Here is a 23,363-nt window from a genome sequence, read left to right on the forward strand (position 1 = left end):
AATTATACTTTGGCTTTTACCTTTACTTTTGATGGCACTGATGCCGCCTTAACGATACTGGCTTCTACAAACTCTCCTTGATGCTCAGTGCCAATCTGCTTGCAAAAGCGGCGCTGCACGGTATTGCCTTGATAAAGCTCAACACATAAAGGCTCTGGCGATGCTGTATCTAACAAGCTACCGGAGCTCTGGCCAGACTTTTTTTGATAAGCACGCAGCTGATAAGTGCCGGGGCCAGCAAAGTCATGAATCATAGCAAAACGCTCGACATAACCTAGATTATTTTCTGGATAAAAATTAACGTGCACTTCACGTTTAGCGGGTTTGACCCGAGCATAATAGTTAATAAGATTTGGCATAGCAGACGCTGATAATGGCACAATCTTAATGGCATTATTATGAATAAGCGGCGTCATATCCATCGTCATAGCAGCTTGAGAATGCTTACTTCCTGTACGAGTTTTATTGTTTTGGCTCACAGCATTCATCGCAACCACCATGGTGGCATTCACAGGTTTATGATTTTCAGGCGATATCACCATCGTGCGATCTATCTTTACAATCTCACAGTGGTAGGTGCCGACACAGGCAATATTTACCTCGCCAGCAATGGGCTTAATAGTACCCGTCCATACCTTTGCGCTTTCTGCTTTATCTATCTGTTGATAGCCTGTCAATGCCTGACAACCAGATAATAAGGTTATGGCAATAGCTGTACTTGTCCATACCGCAAAACGTATTTTATTCATAATGGTGGCTACTATTTATCAGATGGAAATATATAATATAAGAATAGATTACCGTTCATTTTAGCCACTTAGTCGCCATAACTCAACGCTGTATTAGCGCTAAGCTCGTTTTTATGGCGATTCATATTCGTTATTAATCGTTTGCCATTAGCGGTTTTATTTCATGCTTAAACACTAGGCTCTGACTTCATTAAATATCCAAGGCGTTTTTTGCATCATTTTTTGCTCGTATTCTTTAATAGCATCGCTTTGCTGCAACGTCAGTCCAATATCATCAAGACCATTTAATAGGCAATGCTTACGGAAGTCATCGACTTCAAACGCATACTCTTCGCCAGTTGGGGTGATGACCACCTGACGCTCAAGATCTGCAGTCAATTCATAGCCTTCGTTGGCAAACGTGGCTTTCATTAGGCTATCAACGATTTCTTCATCCAATACAATCGGTAGCATGCCATTTTTAAAACAGTTGTTATAAAAAATATCGGCAAAGCTTGGTGCAATGACTGTACGAAAGCCATACTCTGAAAGCGCCCAAGGCGCGTGTTCACGGCTAGAGCCACAGCCAAAGTTACGGCGCGCCAGTAAGATACTAGCGCCTTGATATCGTGGTTTATTTAAAATAAAGTCAGGATTAATAACACGTGTGCTATTGTCTTGACCCGGATAGCCTTCATCCAGATAACGCCAATCATCAAATAAATTGACGCCGAAACCGGTACGCTTAATAGACTTCAAAAACTGTTTTGCGATAATCTGGTCGGTATCAACGTTTGCGCGATCAAGTGGGCAAACGATACCTGTTTGGGTGTTATAAGCTTGCATAGTATTTCCTATCAATATTGTGCTTATTATTAAATGACGCGTAATAACTAAAAAGTTCGCACATCCACAAAATGACCCGCCAATGCCGCTGCCGCAGCCATTGCTGGACTGACCAAATGCGTACGACCACCATTGCCTTGTCGACCTTCAAAGTTACGATTGGATGTCGAAGCACAATGCTCTTGTGGTTCAAGCTTATCAGCATTCATCGCAAGGCACATCGAGCAGCCAGGCTCACGCCATTCAAAGCCTGCATCCGTAAACAAAGCATCTAGGCCTTCTGCTTCTGCTTGTAATTTAACTTGTCCAGAGCCCGCAACGACGATGGCTTCTTTAATAGTATCAGCCACTTTACGACCTTTGATCACGGCTGCGGCATCACGCAAATCTTCGATACGTGAGTTGGTACAAGAGCCAATAAAGATACGGTCCAGCTGAATATCGGTAATTTTTTGACCCGCCTCCAAACCCATATAGGTATAAGCACGCAACCATCCTTCTTCTTGTGCTTCATCTATCGCTTGATCAGGCGTTGGCACTGACTGTGTGATATCAACCACCATCTCAGGCGAGGTACCCCAAGATACTTGCGGTGCAATTTGGCTACCATCAATCTCAATCACGCTATCAAACACAGCGTCATCATCTGAGTAAAAAGTACGCCAGTAAGCTTCTGCTTGCTGCCATTGTGACTCGTTCGGCGCATATGGACGACCTTTAACATAGTCAATCGTCGTATCATCGACTGCAACCATACCCACGCGTGCGCCCGCTTCAATCGCCATATTACAGACGGTCATACGACCTTCCATGCTCATGTCTTCAAATACTTGACCAGCAAATTCAATCGCATGCCCTGTTCCGCCAGCAGTACCGATTTTTGCAATGATAGCAAGCACCACATCTTTTGAGGTTACGCCAGCGCCAAGCTCACCCGTGACGCGGATTTGCATATTCTTTGATTTCTTTTGAATCAAACACTGGGTTGCTAATACGTGCTCAACCTCAGAGGTACCGATACCATGTGCTAAGCAGCCAAGTGCTCCGTGCGTGGCAGTATGCGAGTCGCCGCAAACAACTGTCATACCAGGCAATACCAAGCCTTGCTCAGGACCGACGACATGCAAGATCCCTTGACGAGCATCATTAATCGTAAACTCAGCGATATCAAATTTGCTGCAGTTTTCATCTAAGGTCAGTACTTGTAAGCGCGAGACCTTATCCTTGATACCTGCTACACCTTCTGAGCGCTCTTTAGTGACTGTCGGTACATTATGGTCAGGGCTTGCAATATTAGCCGACAGACGCCACGGTGCTCTATTAGCCAACTCCAAACCCTCAAATGCTTGCGGACTTGTTACTTCATGTAGCAAATGGCGGTCGATATAAATCAGGCTCGAACCATCATCACGCTTGGTGACTTCGTGAGCATTCCAAAGTTTGTCATATAACGTTTGACCGGCCATATTGCTATCCTTTTTAGTGGCTAATGACTTTATTCTCATTTACTAAAACCCTAGTACTAGGACCATAGTTTGCTATGGTTTTATCTGTTACTTACTAATGGTTGCGATAATAGATGCCTAAAATAAGATTTATGGCGCAGATTATCAAGTAAATACAATAAATATGTCTAAAATACGTTTCGATGTCTTGTGATTATAGCAGGCTAATCCTATAATAATAATTGATGATTCTTTCATAGTTGCAAACTTTTATTTCTAATACATTATGATTGGGTCAGCCAACTTTTATTTATAGCTCGTTATGTAGCTAAGGACATCGGTGTGAATACCACAAATTTGACGACATTCGTGACTGTGATGAATACAGGTAGTATTTCGGGTGCAGCAGAAAAGCTTTTTATTACTCAGCCTGCGGTCAGTAAACGCATCAAAAACTTAGAAGATGAGTTTAATATCACGTTATTTGATACGGTGGGTCGCGGTATTGTCCCAACTCAAGCAGCCAGTGAGATGTTACCTCATGCCAAACGATGGCTTGAAGACTACGAAAACTTTAAAATCAATCTACAGCACTCTAAGCATATTGTATCCGGCAAACTTGTCATTGGTACTAGCCATCATATAGGCTTACACCATCTCGCCCCTGTTCTTAAGCATTTTATCCAAGCCTATCCTGCCGTACAGCTAGAGGTACATTTCGTCGATTCAGAAACCGCACATAAAGCGGTACTTGATGGTGACTTATCTCTAGCCTTTTTGACCCTACCACCCGTTTATGACAAGCGTTTAACCTATCATACCCTGTGGTCAGATCCACTTTACTTTATGACTGGTACCTTATCACCTTTGGCCAGTAAATCTAATGTGACACTAGAGCAATTGGCACGTTACCCTGCTATCTTGCCATCTGCCAATACCTTTACCAGTCAAATTACCTTGGCTGAATTTGCCAAACACAATCTAAAGCCTTATGCCACTATGAGCACCAACCCACTTGAATCTATTCGGATGCTAGTGTCTGTAGGACTTGGTTGGTCAGTATTGCCGCAAACGATGATTAGCCAAGACTTAGAGCGTATTGATATGGCAGATAATATCGAATTACAGCGTCATTTAGGCGTGGTAATTAACCCAAAACTGACCCAATCAAACAGCGTAACTGCACTATTAGATTTGCTAGCACCCATTGAATAACGGTGCTATGAAATAACAGGTCATTCAATAAAAACTCCTAGTCTAGTGTGGTTGGATAGCTAAGATAAAATAACTTTCTAAAATATTACTCGCTGAAAGATACTGAGTTAGCATTTATGACGCTCATACGTTATAATGCCTCTGACGTTTTTTATAACATAATTTTACCCAACTGGCACTGATAATCATATATTGAACATCTCTAGTAATATATGATAGTAAACAGTAGGTTTAATGGTTTTAAATGATTGGTTATATAAGCGACTAATATTTGGCAAGTGATGAAGAGATGATGGCATTTAACATAGCAACACAGAAGTATATTTGCCCTTTTCTATACAACATTGTTTGATAAGTATTGGTCCTAAAACAGCATCAATCATATAAAACTAACAGAAGATATTGAATAAAAGCCATTATGTCCTACTTAATGGCTTTTTTTGTCTTTAGATATTGTTTCTAAACATCGTCTTGCAAGACTTAATTTTTCTCGTTAAAAATAATGACAGCCAACAACGTTGGTTAAGGACTATTTATATGAACGGAGTTTCTAGTGGCGTGCTGATATCACTTGGCGCCTATTTCTTAGTGATGATCGGGATTGGGGTTTATGCTTATTTTAAGCAAGCCAATGATACCGAAGGCTATATGCTTGGTGGTCGTAGTCTCGGTCCTGCGGTAACCGCTTTATCCGCTGGCGCATCAGACATGTCCGGTTGGTTATTACTTGGTTTACCGGGTTATATGTATGCCGATGGCGTCGTGAGTATCTGGATTGCCCTCGGTTTGACATTGGGTGCATTTTTAAACTATATCATCGTGGCACCGCGCTTACGTGTTTACACTGAAATTGCAGATAATGCCATCACATTACCTGACTACTTTGCAAATCGATTCGAAGATAAGTCGCATATGCTGCGTGTTATCTCAGCAGTTGTAATTATTTTATTCTTTACTGTTTATACAGCAGCTAGCTTAGTTGGTGGTGGTAAACTGTTTGAAAGCTCACTCAACTTATCTTATACCACAGGTTTGTGGGTGACTGCTGGTGTGGTTGTCGCCTATACTCTATTTGGCGGCTTTTTAGCAGTGTCAATGACTGACTTTGTACAGGGCATTATCATGCTATTTGCGATGGTTATCGTACCTGTTGTAGCCTTCACTGATCTTGGCGGAATTTCAGCCACAACTGAGGCGGTCAGGAACATTGATCCAAGCTTACTTAATGTCACCAGTGGTATGACGATCCTTGGTATTGTTTCGTTAATGGCTTGGGGTTTGGGGTACTTTGGGCAGCCGCATATTATTGTACGCTTTATGGCTATTCGCTCAGTCAAAGATATACCAACGGCACGTAACATTGGTATGAGCTGGATGATTGTGAGTCTAATTGGTGCATTGATGACTGGTTTTGCAGGTCGTGCCTATGTACAAAAAACAGCAATGACTTTAGATGATCCTGAAACTATCTTCTTAGTATTCACCCAGTTCTTATTCACGCCATTAGTTTCAGGCTTCTTGTTAGCCGCTATTTTAGCCGCGATCATGAGTACAATCTCATCACAGCTATTGGTCGTATCAAGCTCACTAACCAAAGATGTGTACAAGCTATTTTTTGATAGAGACGCACCAGAAGCCCGCCAAGTAATGGTCGGTCGTCTTTCAGTTATCGTGGTCGCCGTCGTTGCTATTTTGCTGGCTTCTAATCCTGAAAGCTCTGTATTAAGTTTGGTCTCTAACGCTTGGGCAGGATTTGGTGCGGCATTTGGACCGTTGGTTATTTTCAGTCTTATCTGGCGCGGTATGAACCGAAACGGTGCGGTTGCTGGTATGGTCGTTGGTGCATTAACTGTCATCTTATGGATCTATGGTCCTTTCCAGATGAATGGTATGGCACTAAATAGCTGGTTATACGCTATCGTTCCAGGCTTTATCTTAAGTACTATTGCCATCTTTGCTGTAAGTATTATGACAGGTGGTCCAAAAGCCTCAGTCTCAGCGAAGTTTAAAGAAATGGAAATGAACTTAGATCAATAAGCACTTTTTAATTACTGCTGTTAAATTAGAAAACCTCGCTACTGTTATAGTAACGAGGTTTTTTATTGTCTGATTAAATATCACTGGGTTATTTCAATGCTAACTGCCTCTATATCATCAATTTGCGTGATAAAAAGGCAGTTAGCAACCCTCTACGTCTATTACTCTGACAGTTACTACTTATTTATTTTTAAATAGATGCAGTATCACTAGGCTACTTCTTGCAAATCTCTATACTACCTAATAATAGCAAGTAGTAAATCTTTATATAAATAGCATTCAAATCTCAATATTAACGTACCGTTTCTATCTATTTCTATAGCTATAGAAATAGCTATTAGGTTTTTCCTCGATTCATATATATAAGAAAGCGACCCTTAATGGATCGCTTTCTTATGTCTAACTCAGTTGTCTATAATAACTTTTTACTTTCCTTGATAAGAAAGCTTCATACCAAGAATGTAACCATCATTATCTTGGAAATCACCAACGATTTGTTTGGTTGGTAATTGACCTTTGGCATCACCGAACCATAAGTATTTACCACCGGCTGATACCGCCCATTCAGGAGTAACATTGTATTTAGCACCTAAACCAACACTGTAGTAGCCATCAACAGGACCTAGTGACGTTGTTGGATCACCAGCACCGCTATCCCAACCAACCGTACCACTAACCGCTAAAGCTGGCGCTAAACGCTTGGCAATACCAAGCTCTACTTGCCATTGATCTTCGTCATACTCTACTAAGGCTAAGCCATCAGGACCATATGCAGGGTTGTTTTTGCTTACTTCATTATACAAAGGTGGAGTAATTTTGAAGTCGCCCCATGGCACCCAACGTACTTTTGCAGTGGCTAAAGTTGTTGGATTAACACCTGTTTGAAAATCGAAGTTTACCGATTTTGGAGTGGTGATTTCCATAGTATTGGTTTGAGTTGCAGCAGCCGGATTACCCGCTAATAGACCTGCTAATGGATATGTTTCAGAAATATTCATATCATGGTCAATCTCTGAACGGTAGGTAAGTGCCGCTTTTAAAGCAATTTCGGGTTTACTATAGGAAGCGCCTACTATATAACCATAGTCCTGATCTGGACTGATATGTGAAGTATAACCTGTAGCAGGTCCATAAGCGCTACCGCGTAATTTTACATCAGCTTGCACACGCTGAGCGACTGGACCGCCATAGATTTGAAAGTTTTTAGTGGCGCCAAGTTTCATGCCCATGATAGCTGTAATACTCTCAGAACGAACTTCAACATTCGTGCCTTCAGTATTGGCAAGTTGACCAGCAGCGTAACCATTTAAACCCACTAAAGGAGCCAATTGCGCCTCACCAGCAGCAACTTGCGCTTTACCAGCATTGATTTGAGGACGTAAAACGGGTTCAAGAGCTGGGTTTGCTGCAATTGCTGCTTCACCTTGCCTGATTTGTTGTCTTCCTGCTTCCAACTGTTGCTGCACACCTTTAACGTATGTGTCGAGTCCTGCAGCGCTAGTAATCGTTTGCCCTGGAACTTTTCCATCTAGCTGTTGTGCAATAAGACCATCTATTGCTGCAGTTGGCGCACCAGTAAAGTTATTATCTCCAGTATAAGCAGCAGCAGCACCAAATGGCTCATCATATAAGATACCGACACTAAAAGTATCGTTAACATCTGCTTTTACACCATAGCGAAAGAAGTCATAAGATTCAGCGATATCACCTGTACTATTACCTTGAATATAGCCTGCATCATCACTAGCAACACGTCTGTTATCAAAGCCACTAACGTCTGCGTCAATATAGGTATAGACTGCTTCAGCGTAGGTGCCATCTTGTAGGAATGCTGTGATATCTTGACCTGAGCGATCAAGACCTGCAGCGTTAGACATACTGGCTATAGAAAGAGTAGCTATCGCTACAGCAAGAGTTTTTAAATGAAAAGTAGCGCGCATTGGGTATCTCCAAACATCCTAGTTGTTAAATCATTTTCATAACTCATATTCAGCATTGTTGCTTAAAATATAAACTTATGTAAACGACGTCCTGAATGAATAGTAATCACTTTTTGACACTAAAACAACACTTAAAACACTTTATTTCTTAATAATGACTGTTCAGTACATTTATCTAGACCTAAAGCAAACGAACAAAAATACAAAACAAATATTCATAAAGTAATTCATAAATTGTAATTTTAGCAAACTTAAATCTAATAGTTAGTAATTCTAGATTTTTAATTTAATACATAAAAAAACGACCCCTTAAGGATCGCTTTTAAAATTGTTAAAACAGTATTATTTAAAGTAAAGGCATAAGCGCTTAGTTAAAATTTTGCTTGGCTTGATAAGATAATTTTACACCAAGAGCAAAGCCATCATTATCTTCAAAGTTACTGACAACAGTTTTACTAGGTATCTGACCTTGGGCATCACCAAACCACAGGTATTTACCACCAGCAGAAATAGCCCAGTTATCGGTCAAATTATACTTTGCACCAAGACCAGCGCTATAGTAACCTTCAATAGGACCTAGTGACGTAACTGGATTGCCAGCACCACTATCCCAGCCAACCGTACCGGTCACTGCTAATACTGGTGTTAGACGTTTAGCAAGACCTAATTCAACCTGCCACTGATCTTTATCATAGCTAACCAAATCTAACCCTTCAGGAGGAATACCAGGCTGACCTGCTAATTTTTGGCTAGTCTCATTGTATAATGATGGTGTAATCGCAAAATCACTCCATGGTACCCAGCGTACTTTTGCTGTAGCTAGCATCGTAGGATTAATACCCGTTTGGAAATCAAAATTCACTGATTCAGGGGTAGTGATCTCAATATTATCGATTCTATTTGGCGAAAGACCAACTCTCTGAGCGAAAGGATAGATTTCTGCAGCCTGTGTATTATGCTCAATTTCTGAACGATACGTTAGAGCAGCTTGTAAGGCAATTTCAGGCTTACTGTAAGCGACGCCAGCTAACCAACCATAGTCCTGATCAGCACTGATATTGGTAGTATAACCATTAGCGATACTATAAGCAGTTCCACGCAATTTCACATTGGCTTTCACACGTTGAGCTACTGGACCACCATATACCTGGAAGTTCTTATTTTCGCCAAGTTTTGCGCCAACAATGCCAGTGATGCTTTCAGTACGAACTTCAACATTGGTACCTTCACCATTTCTAGGTGAAAGAGGGTTTTGATCTACAAAGTCATTCTTACCACTATAGTCAGCTGCTGCACCAAAAGGCTCGTCATATAAAACACCAACACTAAAAGTGTCGTTGATATCCGCTTTTACACCATAACGAAAAAAGTCATAAGACTCAGCAATATCATCAATCTCTTTACCTGACGAATCTTTACCAGTGACATCGCCATCAATATAGGTATAAACCGCTTCAGCATATACACCATTTTGTAAAAACGCCGTGATATCTTGACCTGAACGATCAAGACCTGCAGCACTCGCAACACTAGCAATAGAAAGAGTAGCAATAGCTACCGTGAGGGTTTTAAGATTAAAATTTGCGCCCATTGTGTATCTCCAAACATCCACGTTGTTTACCGCTATCCCGAACTTTGTTAGGTAGACGGTACTTAAGGGGAAGGATACTAATGTTTTTAATACACTAAAACAACATTATTTCTCTAATATGACTGGATAGTCACTGCAAGGTAGTTTTATTCGAAAATACACATATAAATTCATTCAAAATAATTCAGTTTAGTCGCTGTTTATGTATGGCATATTATGGTTAATAATGGGGTGGTCTGTCTGCCATAACGTCAAAAGGTGCCACGCCTGCTTCTTCATCTTGGCTTTCAACTTGTTTATAAATAAATTGTAATTGTCGTTGTAGCGTTTGGATATGTTTGTCTTGACGAGTAATGACGTCGTCAAGGCGTTCTACGGTCAGCTCAAGATGAGACATATTCATCTGCAGTTCGACTAACTGTAATTGTAAATCAGCTTGTGTGGCTAAGCTGTCGATTTGCGGCTTGGATACACTGTTATTTTTTGGATTTGCTTCATTCATATTTTTCTCAATACTAGATGCTATGGCTAACGATGGCTAAAGCCTTGATAAGATGTTCTACATTGCTTAATAAATTAATCGTCATAAAATCGTGCTGATAAATCTATTTACGCACGCTACAGTTACGTGGCAGCATGTTATACTGCTACAAATTTTGCAACAACCCCTACCTCACTATTATATAAGCTTAAGATACTCTATGGCACTGATACATTTAAAAGATATTCACTTAGCCTTTGGCGTCGCTCCTGTCCTTGATGGTATTGACTTTGCTATCGATTCAGGCGAGCGCGTGTGTTTAATTGGTCGCAATGGCGAAGGCAAATCCACCTTATTTAAACTGATTAATGGCACATTGTTGCCTGATAGCGGCGAAGTTATTATTAACAATAGTGTACGCGTCGCTATGCTCGAGCAGGATGTACCTGAAACCAGCGGTAGAATTTTAGATATCGTTATGGGTGGCAGCAAACGCACTGCCGAGCTGCTGATTAATTATAATGTGCAAACTGATTTATGTGCCAATGGTGACATGGATGCCTGCGAGCGTATGGCAGACTTGCAGCATGATATCGATGCGGTACATGGTTGGGATTTAGAGCGCGAAGCAACACGTCTTATCACGACAATGGGTCTCGATCCAGACGATGACTTATCATCACTATCTGGTGGTCGTAAGCGCCGTGTTTTATTAGCACGCTCGTTAGTAACTAAACCTGATGTACTGCTTCTCGATGAACCGACCAACCATTTGGACGTTGATAGCATTGAGTGGCTTGAGCGCTTTTTATTAGATTGGCAAGGTCTGACATTATTGTTCGTTACCCATGATAGAGCATTCGTGAATAAATTATCGACTCGTATCATTGAGCTTGACCGTGGTCAATTGACCAGCTATGACGTCACTCAAGGTGAAGGTGGTTATGCACGCTATCAAGAGCTAAAAGAACTACAGTTACTAGCTGAAGAGAAGAACAATGCCAACTTTGATAAAAAATTGGCACAAGAAGAAGTTTGGATTCGCCAAGGTATCAAAGCACGCCGTACCCGTAACGAAGGTCGTGTCCGTGAGCTCAAAGCGTTGCGTGAAGAGCGTAGCGACCGCCGTGAGCAAGTCGGTAATGTCAATATTACCATGGGTCAAGGCGAGAAAAGCGGCAAGCTGGTCTGCAAAGTCAAAAATCTACACCTACAATATGATGACCATGTATTGGTCGACAATTTTAGCACTACCATCATGCGCGGTGACAAAATCGGTATCGTCGGTCCGAATGGCGCAGGTAAAACCACGCTTATTAAAGCCCTACTCGATATGTCAGACGATGATGTGATCAAAACAGGCAGCGTTGAATTAGGTACTAACTTAAAAATTGCTTTCTTTGACCAGCTGCGTGATCAGTTAGATTTGGAAGCCAGTGTGGCGCAAAACGTCTCAGAAGGTTCTGACTTCGTCGAAGTCGGCGGTCGTAAGACGCACATTATGAGCTATCTACAAGATTTCTTATTTGCGCCAGAGCGTGCCCGTACGCCCGTTAAAGCATTATCAGGTGGTGAGCGTAACCGCGTGCTACTTGCTAAGCAATTATTAAAACCTGCAAATATCCTCGTACTCGATGAGCCAACCAACGACTTGGATATGGCGACACTTGAGCTACTAGAAGAATCAGTCGCCAGCTTTGGTGGTACGATTTTGCTCATTAGCCATGATCGCTCATTTATGGACAATGTCGTCACTTCTACTTGGGTATTTGATACTGATGAAGATGGCAAAGGGACGGTCAGCGAGTATGTCGGCGGCTATCAAGAGTATTTGGTACAAAAGAATCGCGAAGAAGCTTCTAAAGCAGCTAAATCTTCTAATAGTAATACTACTGCCAACAGCAAATCTGTTAATAAATCAGCAGCAGTAGCGAAACCTAATACTGCTGCTAAAAAGCTTAACTTTAATGACCAGCGTGAGCTTGATGCGTTACCAAAAGAGATCGCTGCTTTAGAAGCGGAACAAATGCAACTAGAAGAAAAGCTAGCCGACGGTACTTGGTTTAATCAAGATTTTGATGCGGCAACAGCTGCTAGTGAGCGACTGCTTGCCATTGAAGATGAGATGATGATTAAGCTTGAACGCTGGAATACGCTTGAGAGCTAATCTAAATCTTTATGCATGTAATTATCATCATTTTATAATATAAAGTGGTGATAATAGCGTCACAGCGACTTACAAAGTAGTGATGTGCTGAAAGTTAGTGAACATTGTCGTAATTTCAAGTATCATTCGCTATTGCCGAATACCCTTATCATTTATAAGGTCATTATCTATAACATTTTTGTTGATATAAAGCTGTTATTAAACATTGATAATTAAGGTGTTATGTCTTAATTACTTTGTTTAACGCTGAAGCGTGCCCTATCAAGGTTGCTTTATTTTTAACACAATAATTTATTTTATGACCAAAATAGCTTAGAATAGCAACAATTAGCAAAATTAGGCACAGCTAACGTGGCTTGATAATTGTTTCTATTCTAAGTCACAAACCCAGTGTGGGATAATCCCATTTCATTCACCTGGAGGAAGTATTAATGAGCCATGCCGAAGGCGTTAACGTACAACGCCGTAGAGTTCTGATTGCCTCGACTGCCGTAATTGGTGCAGCTGGGGTAGCTGCTGTGGCAACACCTTTTGTCCGCTCTTGGACCCCAAGTGCTAAAGCTGAAGCTGCTGGTGCAGCAGTGACCCAAGATATTGGTTCTATCGAAGCAGGACAGATGATTGTCGTCAAATATCGTGGCAAACCCATCTTTGTGGTTAAGCGTACTGAAGAGATGCTGACGTTGCTTGAGTCAGTAAAGCCATTATTGTCTGACCCTGATTCTAGTGCCTCTTTGCAACCTGAGTACTGTAAAAATCCTGAACGCTCTATCTCACCAGAAGTATTGGTGGTAGAAGGCGTCTGTACACATTTAGGCTGTGCACCAAACTACCGTCCTGATGTTGGCGCAGCCGATTTAGGTGGTAATGACTGGTATGGCGGGTTTTTCTGCCCCTGTCATGGCTCTAAATACGATTTAGCGGGTCGCGTTTATAGTGGCGTACCTGCACCGCTTAACTTACCTATCCCAGAGTACAACATGGATGGTACCATCTTGACGATTGGGGAGGCTTAATATGAGCATGGGTAAAAAGTTAATGCATTGGGTGGACGCGCGCTTTCCTGCGACTGAAACCTACGAATATCATATGTCAAAGTACTATGCACCAAAGAACTTTAACTTTTGGTACTTCTTTGGCGTGTTATCAATGGTCGTGCTGGTCAACCAATTGGTGACTGGTATTTGGCTAACAATGATGTACAACCCAAGTGCCGAAGGGGCATTTGCGTCTGTTGAATATATCATGCGTGATGTTAAGGGTGGCTGGCTCATCCGTTATATGCACTCGACTGGCGCATCTGCGTTCTTCGTAGTTGTTTACTTGCATATGTTCAGAGCCTTGCTATATGGTTCATACCAAAAACCGCGTGAACTTATTTGGCTTATCGGTATGGGTATTTACTTAGCATTGATGGCAGAAGGTTTCTTCGGTTACCTACTTCCTTGGGGCAACATGTCGTTCTGGGGTGCTCAGGTTATTCTAAACCTACCTGCGGCTCTACCAGTCATTGGCGATGGTCTTGCTGAATGGGTTCGTGGCGATTACATTATTTCAGGTATCACGCTAAACCGCTTCTTTGCTCTACACGTTGTGGCGATTCCGCTTGTACTTGTCGGCTTAGTCTTTATGCATTTAGTGGCTCTGCATCATGTGGGTTCTAATAACCCTGATGGTATTGACATTAAGAAGCTAAAAGACAAAAACGGTGTGCCATTAGATGGTATCGAATTCCATCCGTACTACACCGTACACGATATGGTTGGTATTGTTGTCTTCTTTATCTTATTCTTTGCTGTGGTATTCTTCTTCCCAGAAGGCGGCGGCTTCTTCCTTGAGCCACCAAACTTTGAAACTGCAAACTCACTAAAAACACCAGCGCATATTGCACCGGTATGGTACTACACGCCTTTCTATGCCATCTTACGTGCCGTTCCTGATAAGCTTGGTGGTGTGATTGCGATGGGTGCTGCTATTGCCGTATTGTTCTTAATACCTTGGCTTGATAGATCGCCAGTACGCTCGATACGTTATAAAGGCATTTTATCTAAAATCGCTTTAACCGTGTTTGCTATTAGTTTCTTAGTATTGGGTTATTTAGGTGCGACACCTACCACCCCAACAGCAACTATAATGGCTCGTATCTTTACCATATTGTATTTCTTGTTCTTCTTATTGATGCCGTTTTACACTGCCATTGAGAAGTGTAAACAGCCACCAGAACGCGTTACCGGAGGTCACTAATGAGCACGCTAATTAAATCCCTAGCAGGTTTGGGCTTAGGCGCGGCATTAACTTTGACTGCTGGTAGCGCTCTAGCAGCAGGTAGTGGCTGCGGTACGTTTACCAATGCTGAGGGCATTGTAGAGCATTTGGCTTGTAGTACAGCGCCTATTGATTTTACCAATAAGGGCTCACTACAAAACGGTGCTAAGACGTTTATGAACTACTGTGCTGGGTGTCACTCAGCCAAGTACGTTCGTCACTCACGCATCGCTAAAGATTTAGAGATTCCACCTGAGCTGGTCGAAAAGTATTTGATGGTGACGACCGATCAGATCGGTGATCATATCGATGCTGAGATTGACCCTGAAGTACAAGCCTCATGGTTTGGCGCGGCTCCTCCAGATTTGTCGCTTGAAACCAGACTGCGCGGCGATGATTGGGTTTACACTTACCTATTGTCTTTTTACGAAGATCCAAGCCGTCCTTGGGGTGCTAATAACTTAGTCCTCGCAAATGCGGCAATGCCTCACGTTTTGCATAACATGCAAGAAGAGCTGAGTCAGGAAGAGTTCGAATCTGAAGTAGGTGACTTGGTTAACTTTATGGCATGGATGGCAGAACCTGTTCGTCATGACCGTAAAGTGATTGGTTTCTTTGTGATTTTATTCTTACTTGTCTTATTGATTCCAGTTTACTTGCTTAATAAAGAATTCTGGAAAGATATCAAATAAGCGATATTGATAATCGAGCAAGATATTAGTATAAAAAAAGCACTGCTTCGGTAGTGCTTTTTTATGCTTTAAACATTTATAAATCAGCCACAAAAGCGAGCTAAGCGCCAATTTTTTAAGCGACAGTGTTTACGTACGCTACCTTGATAAACACAGCAACATTGTTTACGATGGCAGGCTTTACTATTAACATTAGGCTTTCATGATTGATGCGAATGACATTCCAAGTAGTCAGCTAATTTTATACGCTGATGACGGCTACGACAGTCATGTGGTGCGCCTATTGCTTGAAGAAAAGAAGCTCGCTTATTATTTATCACGTTTGCATTCTGAGCGTCCTGAGGATTTAACCGAGCTAAACCCTTATCATACTTTACCTGTCCTACAGCAGCGTGAGATTGCGCTTTATGAGATTAACGTCATCTTTGAGTACCTTGAAGAGCGTTATCATGCCAATAAGCTCTTGCCTGAGACGCCACAAGAGCGGGCACAATTTCGCCAGTTAGCATGGCGTATTCAGCGTGATTGGCTCTCACTCGGTAAGCGATTGCTTATGCATCCAGACAGCTTTAATAAAGCTCAAGCGGTTATGGCTAGAAAACAGCTGAGCGATTCGCTCATCACTATATCACCATTATTTGCGCACAAGTCTTACTTTATGGCAGATGAGTTTGGCTGGTGTGATGTGCTGCTAGCACCTTTATTATGGCGATTGGAAGAGATGGACATTGAGCTACCACGCGCTATCAGTCGCCCTATGTTTGACTATCAAAAACGGGTCTTTGAGCGAGATAGCTTTCAAAAAAGCGTGCGTTAATTAGACAACAGTCAAATGCTGCCTTAAAATAACAAATAATGAAGCGCAAATGAATTTCTGCAAATAATCTTTTGCCGCTGATACCTTTTAACCCTTACTTAATACCGTCAATATAGGAAGCCAAAGATGAGCGAAGAAACCACATCTATTACTCCAACACGTCCTTATATGATACGTGCCTTGTACCAATGGATAGAAGACAATGCGCTTACGCCGTATCTGATGGTCGATGCAACCGCCGATAATGTTCAAATTCCAAAAGAGCATGTGCAAGATGGTCGTATCGTGCTCAATATTGCTAGCCGTGCCACTGGTAATATGAGTATGGAGAATGACTACATTCATTTTAGTGCGCGATTTGGCGGTGTATCACAAGAGATCTGGGTACCGCTCACAGCAGTGCTGGGTATTTATGCAAAAGAGAATTCTCAAGGGATGTTTTTTGACCCCAATGAATATGACAATTATGTGCCTGAAGACGATGCTGTTGCGAGTAGCAGCTCTAAAACAAACGTAGCAGCTCCTAAGCCCAAACGTGATAATAAAGCCGGTTTAAAAGTATTAAAATAACAAAATATATCGTATAAAAAAGCTGAGCATATTAAATATGTTCAGCTTTTTTTATTGCCAGCCCAAAAGTGGTGATAACCTTAAACGATTAGGTTCTTGGTAAGGTCACACCGCGCTGTCCTTGGTATTTACCGCCGCGATCTTTATAACTCGTCTCACAGACATCATCAGCATCACTTTGGAAAAATAGCATTTGCGCAACGCCTTCGCCAGCATAGATACGCGCAGGAAGATTGGTGGTATTACTAAACTCTAAAGTCACATGCCCTTCCCACTCAGGCTCAAGTGGTGTGACATTGACAATGATACCGCAGCGGGCATAGGTTGATTTACCAAGGCAAATAGTCAATACATCGCGTGGAATACGGAAATATTCCATCGTACGAGCCAATGCAAAAGAATTAGGCGGAATAATACATTCGTCACCGATGACATCAATAAAGCTTTTTTCGTCAAAGTTTTTAGGGTCCACAATTACTGAATGTACGTTGGTGAAAACTTTAAATTCAGGCGCGCAGCGTACATCATAACCATAGCTTGAGGTACCGTAACTGACCAAACGCTCACCGGCATCATTAAAACGTACTTGACCGGCTTCAAACGGCTCAATCATGCCATGTTCTTGAGCCATTTTACGAATCCAGCGGTCAGACTTGATAGACATTGTTATTCCTTAGCAGATATAAAATAAAACTTATAATATGAATGGTGTTTTGATAGCGACGATTATACGGAATTGAGCGCTCAATTTATAGGCTTGGCTACGTTTAAAATAAATCTCTGGTCAAAATGATAATCGCCTACCATTTTGCATAATGATCTTCTGCCAGTCCCATCACATTATCAAGCTTAATCACCTCTTGTTTGATTCGAATCTCACCATTATAAAAACCAAGCCATTGCTCAAAAATACTGGCAACGATACCAAAGTTATCGGTCTTCTTATAAACCGTCATAGGTGTAAAGGTTAAATCAATATCAACATTGCTCCAGCCAAGGTTTTGATGATAGATATGCCAAGGCTGCGGTGTGTCATCTAACCTATTAGCAACAGTGTCTTGCTGATTGGATGGCAAATTTAGTGCATCACGAAGAAACATAACAGGCGGTAAATAACATATCTGCCCATCTAGCCAGCACGCATTTTCACTAGTGCCCGTTTCATTAACACCCATCGATAAGTTCAATGTGAAATGACGACCATCTGGCAAATAGCTATTGATACATGTCCAAAACCAATTGGTCTCATGACGCATATATCCAAGTGTCCAATCTAAATTGGCAATAGTGTCATCATTGAATGATATTTTCTGAACTTGTTGTCCATTATTAAACGTTGAATTGGCCTTAATAGCTAAGTGACCTACGATTTTGGTAAGCGGCTCTTTTTGCGTAAAAGTCCAGCCACGCCTGCCAGTCGGTGTGCAGACCGCCAAAGGCTGCGACTGCCGCTGTAACGTTGCTTCAATAGCCAGATACTGACTATCTAACACAACGTTGACTTGTGGCGGGGTAAAATCTAACGTCAATGTCAGATTGTTATGTCTAAATGCCATCTGCCCTTGATAGCAACTACCCTCTAAACGCGTATCAAGCGTCAAAGGCTGCAAGGCTTCACACACCTCTATCTCGTTTGTTTCATCATTATAAAGATAAACAAAAGCACTCGTCGCAAGCTTAATAGTCGCCAGTGCCAAGCAGACTCGATAAGGTGGTTGAATGATTTGAATAAAGCAGAATTGATTGGCTTTTAAATCTTTACGCCAATTGGGCAGAGGTTTTTGTGAGATAAGGTGACTGTGATAATCTAAATAATTGATGTTTTTAACTTGGGCAAAAATACCAGAATAAGGCTGACCGTTTTGGACTAGTTGGTCGAGCACCGCTGGTTTCAATTTATTAGAGATATCAGCAAAAGGTTGATGATGATTGTTTTGAGTCATAATGGCAGCGTCCTAGCCAAATTTATACCAAGAGTTAAGCAGTTTGTTATGTAATGGCTATTGCTAATTAATACTTTATTATAATAGCAAACAATAGCCCATTAAAAATAAAAACGCTGTGATTCCTAGTAGGAAACTATAACCATTAAAAAATACGCTTATCATTAACCGGTTTGGCAAACTTATTAATATTGGTTTCAATATTTTTGGCAATACTCAGATAGTAAGACGCAAACTCATCGTTGACTAATACGCTTGGCTCACCTTTATCTACCTGTGCACGAATAGCACTTGCCAGTGGAAGCTGTCCTAATAGCGGCACTTGATATTGCTCAGCGATCTTTTCGCCGCCGCCCGTACCAAAGATAGCTTCAGTATGATTGCAGTTACTACAAGTGTGCAGCGCCATATTTTCAACCACGCCAAGCACAGGAATATTGGTTTTGTTAAACATCTCAATGCCTTTTTGGGCATCAAGTAACGCAATATGCTGCGGCGTAGTCACAATGACAGCGCCCGTCACCGGAATACGCTGAGCAAGGGTGAGCTGAATATCACCGGTGCCTGGTGGCATATCAATGACTAAGTAATCTAACTGTGGCCAATTGGTTTGATTATATAGCTGCATCAACGCGCCGGTCGCTTTTGGACCGCGCCATGCGATAGGCGTATTATCACCATCAAGCAAGCTGCCAATCGATAACATCGCTAGTCCATGCGCATTAATTGGCACAAACTGCTCATTTTCAAGCTCAGGTCTGACACTATTCACACCTAGCATCGCTGGCATACTGGGTCCATAAATATCAGCATCTAATACACCAACGCGGTTGCCGAGCTTTTGTAATGCCAAGGCGATATTGACAGTAGTGGTTGATTTTCCCACGCCGCCCTTACCAGAGGCAACGACAATGATATGACGAATACGCGGATGAGCGGACAACGACGCTTGGGTAGGAGCTTGCTTAGTGATAGGTGGTTCAGCATTTACCGTACTATCATCGCTTTTGGCAACAGGTTTACTATGACTATCCATCGCATTGGTGGTTTTTGGCATTGCTTTTGGCAAACTTGAGCCTTCACCTTTCATCGGCGCTGGTATCCGAACATTCATATGAATGCTTTGAATACCATGCGGCTGTAATAACTGCCCAAGCGCTTGCTGAATGGCCTCAGGATCGCTTTCATGTGGCAGACGCAACTCTAATGTCAGCTCACCACCATTACGCTCAAGCCCAGTGACCATCGTAGCAATACTGCTATCCCCAACATGATAACCCAGCAATACTTTATCAACAGCGCTATCAAGCGCAGCTTTATGCTCTGGAGTTTCCTTTTGTGCGGTGGGTTTTTTCTTCATAAAATTAAACATAGCGACCGTGACTGCCTATACAAGTGGGTTGGTATGCTAAAAAGTATTATTAATACTATAACGAGAATAATTAACGATAGAAGCCATAAGCTTTTTAGCCAAACCTTTTATCGTGTCAGTGTAGCTCAATTGCAAGCATAAAAAAACCATGATGCCAGTAAGACAGCATTTTGCGTACAGCTTTGAGCCTACGGTATCATCGATATCAAATAACATAGATGAATTACTTTATGACACGAGACAAGGATAAATTTGTTTAATAAAAAAGACAAGCTTGCAGCTTATCATCACCACAGACATCATACTCATTACCAATACCAATACCAGCGACACTATGAAATCACCGCGAACACAGCACGAGGGAATACCGAAGCAAGCGTCCCCTGAATATCGGTATTTATATACACAAATATCGTCGAGCGATTGGGCAGCTGCTCTAATAACTGCCAAGCAAGTTTGGGTTTAATCAGCGCGATGATATCAGCGATATCTATAGGACGTAACGTCTGCACCGCATCAATCGCGCGCTTAAAATCCTGTCTTTCAATAGTATCGCTTAACTTTATTGATATGTCTTTATTATTCATCACCTTATCCCTGCGCCCAAGATAGCCCAACGAGCGCTCATAAAAAAGAGCCAATATCATTGGCTCTGGTCAATATAAAGATAAACCCTAGTCGATTGGTCTTTTTTAGCAAGCTCATACAGTTAAGCTGACTGACCAAACAAGTTCTTAATTCGTACTATTAATTCATAAACCAGCCGTGGCTTGCGACAATCGATTGTCCGGTAAAGACATTGCTTGGAAATGCAGCCAAAAATAAAGCCAGTTGAGCAATGTCATCAACCGTAGTAAATTCTTTATCAACCGTATTAACGAGCATAATATCGTTCACTACTGACTCTTCGCTAATGCCTTTTTCAGCCGCTTGTTGAGGGATTTGTTTTTCGACTAAAGGCGTTTTAACAAACCCTGGGCATATCACATGCGAGCGTACATTATGGGCAGCGCCCTCTTTTGCCAATACGCGACATAGACCTAGCAAACCGTGTTTGGCTGTGACATAAGGCGCTTTAAATAATGAGGCTTCATGTGAATGCACAGAACCCATATAAATCACTGTGCCACCTTTGTCATCTTTATACATATGCTGTACGGCAGCTTTGGTGGTCAAAAACGCCCCATCTAGATGAATGGCGAGCATTTTTTTCCAATCTTCAAACGCCATTTTATGGATGGGGTCAATGATTTGGATACCGGCGTTAGATACCAGAATATCAATACCGCCAAAGGTATCGACCAGTTTCTGAACACCGTCATTAACAGCAGTTTCAGACGTTACATCCATCGCAATTGCAACGGCACGCCCGCCTGCGGCTTCAATAGCATCAACGGTTTTCTGAGCCGCTTCAATATTAATATCAGCAATACCGACTGCAGCGCCCGCCTTGGCATAAGTTTCGGCAATATCACGTCCGATACCGCTGGCAGCGCCTGTGACCAATGCTACTTTGCCGGTCAAATCCTGTTGTAATTGGGTCGCCATATATTATCCTTAATAATAGGTGATGGTGTGTAGTGATGAGTAGTAATGAATGAAGCCTATAAATAAGCCACTAAAATATAGTGGCTATTAAACAATTTACTAATCAGTATTTGAACTATTGAGTGGTTTATCAAAGCTATTGAGCAATGCTCACTGGTGTTTTTTCTTGTAGCTCATCGAAGCTAACACCATCTGCAAGCTCAACCAATTTTAGGCCATTATCAGTCACATCAAGTACCGCAAGCTCTGTGATAATACGATCAACCACGCCTTTCCCGGTCAGTGGTAATTCGCAATTGGCAAGGATTTTTGGCTCGCCGTGTTTATTAACTTGCTCCATGAGCACAATCACACGCTGTACGCCTGCGACCAAATCCATCGCGCCGCCCATGCCTTTAACCATTTTTTTGGGAATCATCCAGTTTGCCAAATCGCCTTGCTCTGAGACTTCCATCGCGCCCAATATCGCAAGGTTAACATGACCGCCACGAATCATCGCAAACGACTCTGAACTACTAAAATAACTCGCACCTGATTCGGCAGTGACCGTTTGTTTACCTGCATTGATCAAATCTGCATCGACGTTTTCTGCAGTAGGAAACTCGCCAATACCTAATAAGCCGTTTTCTGACTGTAGCCAGACATCGACGTCTTTAGGGATATAGTTTGCAACGAGTGTCGGTAGACCGATGCCTAAGTTAACATAATAACCGTCTTGTAACTCTTGTGCGGCACGCTGTGCCATCTGCTCTCTTGTCCATGCCATGGTAGCTTCCTTAATTTTTACAATATTCTATTACTATAAATTTAATAATTTATTAATCATGCTGTAATCGCAATGACTAAACACCTTCAACCGCTTTAGTCGTGGTTTTTTCGATACGCTTTTCAGGACTGCTGTTCAATACGATACGCTGCACAAAGATACCCGGCAGATGAATCTCATCAGGATTTAAAGTGCCAGTTTCTACAATTTCTTCAACTTCAACAATGGTAATCTTGCCCGCCATCGCGCAGTCTGGGTTAAAATTACGCGCTGTTTTATTAAAAATTAAGTTGCCTGCCTTATCGGCTTTCTGCGCTTTAATCAATGACACATCAGCGCGTAATGAATGCTCAAGCACATAAGTACGACCGTCAAATTCGCGGGTTTCTTTACCTTCAGCAACTAAGGTGCCAACGCCAGTTGCGGTATAAAATGCCGGAATACCTGCACCACCTGAACGCAGTTTTTCTGCCAATGTCCCTTGCGGAGTCAGCTCAACTTCCAACTCGCCTGCCAAGTACTGGCGCTCAAACTCTTTATTTTCACCCACATAAGATGAGATCATTTTTTTAATTTGGCGCGTCTGTAATAACAATCCCAAGCCAAAGTCATCGACACCAGCGTTGTTACTGATGCACGTCAAATCTTCAACACCACTATCCCGCAATGCTTCGATTAACGCTTCAGGAATACCGCATAGACCAAAACCACCGATCGCCAGCGTTTGTCCGTCACGCACAACACCACTCAGCGCCGCATCTGCGCTGTCATACACCTTTGATTGACTCATGCTTATCTCCTTGCACGTCTCATTTTTATTATTTACATTGATTCATTATAGGTTTTGCTTATTCAAGCGAACACTAGACTACCAATCAGTTTTATATTTAAAGCAATACAATTTATATCACTATAAAATCTAGAGTACAGCTGTAATAAC

At 41.9% G+C, this 23,363-nt stretch carries 21 protein-coding genes; 8 read left to right on the top strand and 13 right to left on the bottom strand.

The features are described from left to right. Positions 1–2: 2 nt before the first annotated feature. From VLA57_RS01105 to leuC, 3 genes are all read right to left on the bottom strand, one after another. Entirely contained in the window at positions 3–749 is a 747-nt protein-coding gene (locus VLA57_RS01105; RefSeq protein ID WP_201532066.1) for a hypothetical protein, read from the bottom strand. Positions 750–923: 174 nt separating this feature from the next. Beyond that, positions 924–1,574: a 3-isopropylmalate dehydratase small subunit gene (gene leuD / locus VLA57_RS01110; protein WP_011513901.1), complete on the bottom strand. Its 651-nt coding sequence runs from the start codon at positions 1,572–1,574 to the stop codon at positions 924–926. 47 nt (positions 1,575–1,621) lie between these two features. After that, a complete protein-coding gene (gene leuC / locus VLA57_RS01115) occupies positions 1,622–3,040 on the bottom strand; it encodes a 3-isopropylmalate dehydratase large subunit (RefSeq protein ID WP_020443717.1) in 1,419 nt (472 codons plus the stop codon). A gap of 321 nt (positions 3,041–3,361) precedes the next feature. On the opposite strand from leuC, the gene VLA57_RS01120 reads away from it, so the two are divergent. Together VLA57_RS01120 and putP are read left to right on the top strand one after the other, a co-directional pair. Next, positions 3,362–4,234, top strand: a complete 873-nt coding sequence (locus VLA57_RS01120; RefSeq protein WP_020443718.1) for a LysR family transcriptional regulator — start codon at positions 3,362–3,364, stop codon at positions 4,232–4,234. A 537-nt stretch (positions 4,235–4,771) separates the two neighbouring features. Continuing rightward, positions 4,772–6,271, top strand: coding sequence for a sodium/proline symporter PutP (gene putP / locus VLA57_RS01125; protein ID WP_011513904.1), 1,500 nt, complete (start codon positions 4,772–4,774; stop codon positions 6,269–6,271). A 425-nt stretch (positions 6,272–6,696) separates the two neighbouring features. On the opposite strand, the gene VLA57_RS01130 is transcribed toward putP, so the two are convergent. The 3 genes from VLA57_RS01130 to VLA57_RS01140 form a co-directional block, all read right to left on the bottom strand. Then, positions 6,697–8,211 (bottom strand): outer membrane protein transport protein, encoded by a 1,515-nt coding sequence (locus tag VLA57_RS01130; protein WP_333954087.1) that lies wholly within the window; start codon positions 8,209–8,211, stop codon positions 6,697–6,699. A 367-nt stretch (positions 8,212–8,578) separates the two neighbouring features. Further along, positions 8,579–9,802, bottom strand: coding sequence for an OmpP1/FadL family transporter (locus VLA57_RS01135; RefSeq protein ID WP_333954090.1), 1,224 nt, complete (start codon positions 9,800–9,802; stop codon positions 8,579–8,581). Between the two features lie 220 nt (positions 9,803–10,022). Next, the gene (locus VLA57_RS01140; protein ID WP_333954091.1) at positions 10,023–10,304 is read right to left on the bottom strand and encodes a SlyX family protein; all 282 of its coding nucleotides are present in this window, start codon (positions 10,302–10,304) and stop codon (positions 10,023–10,025) included. 199 nt (positions 10,305–10,503) lie between these two features. On the opposite strand from VLA57_RS01140, the gene VLA57_RS01145 reads away from it, so the two are divergent. From VLA57_RS01145 to VLA57_RS01170, 6 genes are all read left to right on the top strand, one after another. After that, positions 10,504–12,450 (top strand): ATP-binding cassette domain-containing protein, encoded by a 1,947-nt coding sequence (locus VLA57_RS01145; RefSeq protein WP_149409547.1) that lies wholly within the window; start codon positions 10,504–10,506, stop codon positions 12,448–12,450. 431 nt (positions 12,451–12,881) lie between these two features. Next, entirely contained in the window at positions 12,882–13,466 is a 585-nt protein-coding gene (petA, locus tag VLA57_RS01150) for a ubiquinol-cytochrome c reductase iron-sulfur subunit (RefSeq protein ID WP_011513909.1), read from the top strand. 22 nt (positions 13,467–13,488) lie between these two features. After that, a complete protein-coding gene (locus VLA57_RS01155; protein WP_011513910.1) occupies positions 13,489–14,694 on the top strand; it encodes a cytochrome b in 1,206 nt (401 codons plus the stop codon). After that, positions 14,694–15,407, top strand: a complete 714-nt coding sequence (locus tag VLA57_RS01160) for a cytochrome c1 (RefSeq protein WP_011513911.1) — start codon at positions 14,694–14,696, stop codon at positions 15,405–15,407. Before VLA57_RS01155 ends, VLA57_RS01160 begins: the two co-directional genes overlap by 1 nt. 202 nt (positions 15,408–15,609) lie before the next feature. Beyond that, entirely contained in the window at positions 15,610–16,224 is a 615-nt protein-coding gene (locus tag VLA57_RS01165; protein ID WP_333954093.1) for a glutathione S-transferase N-terminal domain-containing protein, read from the top strand. A gap of 126 nt (positions 16,225–16,350) precedes the next feature. Then, a complete protein-coding gene (locus VLA57_RS01170; RefSeq protein ID WP_181210060.1) occupies positions 16,351–16,794 on the top strand; it encodes a ClpXP protease specificity-enhancing factor in 444 nt (147 codons plus the stop codon). 88 nt (positions 16,795–16,882) lie between these two features. Here the strand turns inward: VLA57_RS01170 and dcd are convergent, their stop codons facing one another. The 7 genes from dcd to VLA57_RS01205 all read right to left on the bottom strand — a co-directional run bounded on the left by dcd (position 16,883) and on the right by VLA57_RS01205 (position 23,213). Next, positions 16,883–17,458: a dCTP deaminase gene (gene dcd / locus VLA57_RS01175; RefSeq protein ID WP_020443725.1), complete on the bottom strand. Its 576-nt coding sequence runs from the start codon at positions 17,456–17,458 to the stop codon at positions 16,883–16,885. A 136-nt stretch (positions 17,459–17,594) separates the two neighbouring features. Continuing rightward, positions 17,595–18,737 carry a DUF2804 domain-containing protein gene (locus tag VLA57_RS01180; protein WP_333954094.1) on the bottom strand — a complete coding sequence of 381 codons (1,143 nt, stop codon included), beginning with the start codon at positions 18,735–18,737 and terminating at the stop codon, positions 17,595–17,597. A gap of 145 nt (positions 18,738–18,882) precedes the next feature. Beyond that, positions 18,883–20,109 carry an iron-sulfur cluster carrier protein ApbC gene (gene apbC / locus VLA57_RS01185; RefSeq protein WP_333954095.1) on the bottom strand — a complete coding sequence of 409 codons (1,227 nt, stop codon included), beginning with the start codon at positions 20,107–20,109 and terminating at the stop codon, positions 18,883–18,885. A 332-nt stretch (positions 20,110–20,441) separates the two neighbouring features. Continuing rightward, positions 20,442–20,696, bottom strand: a complete 255-nt coding sequence (locus tag VLA57_RS01190; protein ID WP_333954096.1) for a hypothetical protein — start codon at positions 20,694–20,696, stop codon at positions 20,442–20,444. Positions 20,697–20,856: 160 nt separating this feature from the next. Then, complete coding sequence (locus tag VLA57_RS01195) at positions 20,857–21,657, bottom strand: 3-hydroxybutyrate dehydrogenase (protein ID WP_333954097.1); 801 nt, start codon at positions 21,655–21,657, stop codon at positions 20,857–20,859. A gap of 136 nt (positions 21,658–21,793) precedes the next feature. Then, complete coding sequence (locus VLA57_RS01200) at positions 21,794–22,423, bottom strand: CoA transferase subunit B (protein WP_011513919.1); 630 nt, start codon at positions 22,421–22,423, stop codon at positions 21,794–21,796. 76 nt (positions 22,424–22,499) lie between these two features. After that, positions 22,500–23,213 (bottom strand): CoA transferase subunit A, encoded by a 714-nt coding sequence (locus VLA57_RS01205; RefSeq protein WP_333954098.1) that lies wholly within the window; start codon positions 23,211–23,213, stop codon positions 22,500–22,502. Positions 23,214–23,363: the final 150 nt, after the last annotated feature.

The organism is Psychrobacter sp. S4(2024), assembly GCF_036861305.1.
Lineage (GTDB): Bacteria > Pseudomonadota > Gammaproteobacteria > Pseudomonadales > Moraxellaceae > Psychrobacter > Psychrobacter cryohalolentis.

Bases quoted from the DNA above. Each gene is read 5' to 3' on its own strand.
- VLA57_RS01105 (WP_201532066.1), bottom strand. From the start codon at position 749: ATGAATAAAATACGTTTTGCGGTATGGACAAGTACAGCTATTGCCATA.
- leuD (WP_011513901.1), bottom strand. From the start codon at position 1,574: ATGCAAGCTTATAACACCCAAACAGGTATCGTTTGCCCACTTGATCGC.
- leuC (WP_020443717.1), bottom strand. From the start codon at position 3,040: ATGGCCGGTCAAACGTTATATGACAAACTTTGGAATGCTCACGAAGTC.
- putP (WP_011513904.1), top strand. From the start codon at position 4,772: ATGAACGGAGTTTCTAGTGGCGTGCTGATATCACTTGGCGCCTATTTC.
- VLA57_RS01130 (WP_333954087.1), bottom strand. From the start codon at position 8,211: ATGCGCGCTACTTTTCATTTAAAAACTCTTGCTGTAGCGATAGCTACT.
- VLA57_RS01135 (WP_333954090.1), bottom strand. From the start codon at position 9,802: ATGGGCGCAAATTTTAATCTTAAAACCCTCACGGTAGCTATTGCTACT.
- VLA57_RS01140 (WP_333954091.1), bottom strand. From the start codon at position 10,304: ATGAATGAAGCAAATCCAAAAAATAACAGTGTATCCAAGCCGCAAATC.
- VLA57_RS01145 (WP_149409547.1), top strand. From the start codon at position 10,504: ATGGCACTGATACATTTAAAAGATATTCACTTAGCCTTTGGCGTCGCT.
- petA (WP_011513909.1), top strand. From the start codon at position 12,882: ATGAGCCATGCCGAAGGCGTTAACGTACAACGCCGTAGAGTTCTGATT.
- VLA57_RS01155 (WP_011513910.1), top strand. From the start codon at position 13,489: ATGCATTGGGTGGACGCGCGCTTTCCTGCGACTGAAACCTACGAATAT.
- VLA57_RS01160 (WP_011513911.1), top strand. From the start codon at position 14,694: ATGAGCACGCTAATTAAATCCCTAGCAGGTTTGGGCTTAGGCGCGGCA.
- VLA57_RS01165 (WP_333954093.1), top strand. From the start codon at position 15,610: ATGATTGATGCGAATGACATTCCAAGTAGTCAGCTAATTTTATACGCT.
- VLA57_RS01170 (WP_181210060.1), top strand. From the start codon at position 16,351: ATGAGCGAAGAAACCACATCTATTACTCCAACACGTCCTTATATGATA.
- dcd (WP_020443725.1), bottom strand. From the start codon at position 17,458: ATGTCTATCAAGTCTGACCGCTGGATTCGTAAAATGGCTCAAGAACAT.
- VLA57_RS01180 (WP_333954094.1), bottom strand. From the start codon at position 18,737: ATGACTCAAAACAATCATCATCAACCTTTTGCTGATATCTCTAATAAA.
- apbC (WP_333954095.1), bottom strand. From the start codon at position 20,109: ATGTTTAATTTTATGAAGAAAAAACCCACCGCACAAAAGGAAACTCCA.
- VLA57_RS01190 (WP_333954096.1), bottom strand. From the start codon at position 20,696: ATGAATAATAAAGACATATCAATAAAGTTAAGCGATACTATTGAAAGA.
- VLA57_RS01195 (WP_333954097.1), bottom strand. From the start codon at position 21,657: ATGGCGACCCAATTACAACAGGATTTGACCGGCAAAGTAGCATTGGTC.
- VLA57_RS01200 (WP_011513919.1), bottom strand. From the start codon at position 22,423: ATGGCATGGACAAGAGAGCAGATGGCACAGCGTGCCGCACAAGAGTTA.
- VLA57_RS01205 (WP_333954098.1), bottom strand. From the start codon at position 23,213: ATGAGTCAATCAAAGGTGTATGACAGCGCAGATGCGGCGCTGAGTGGT.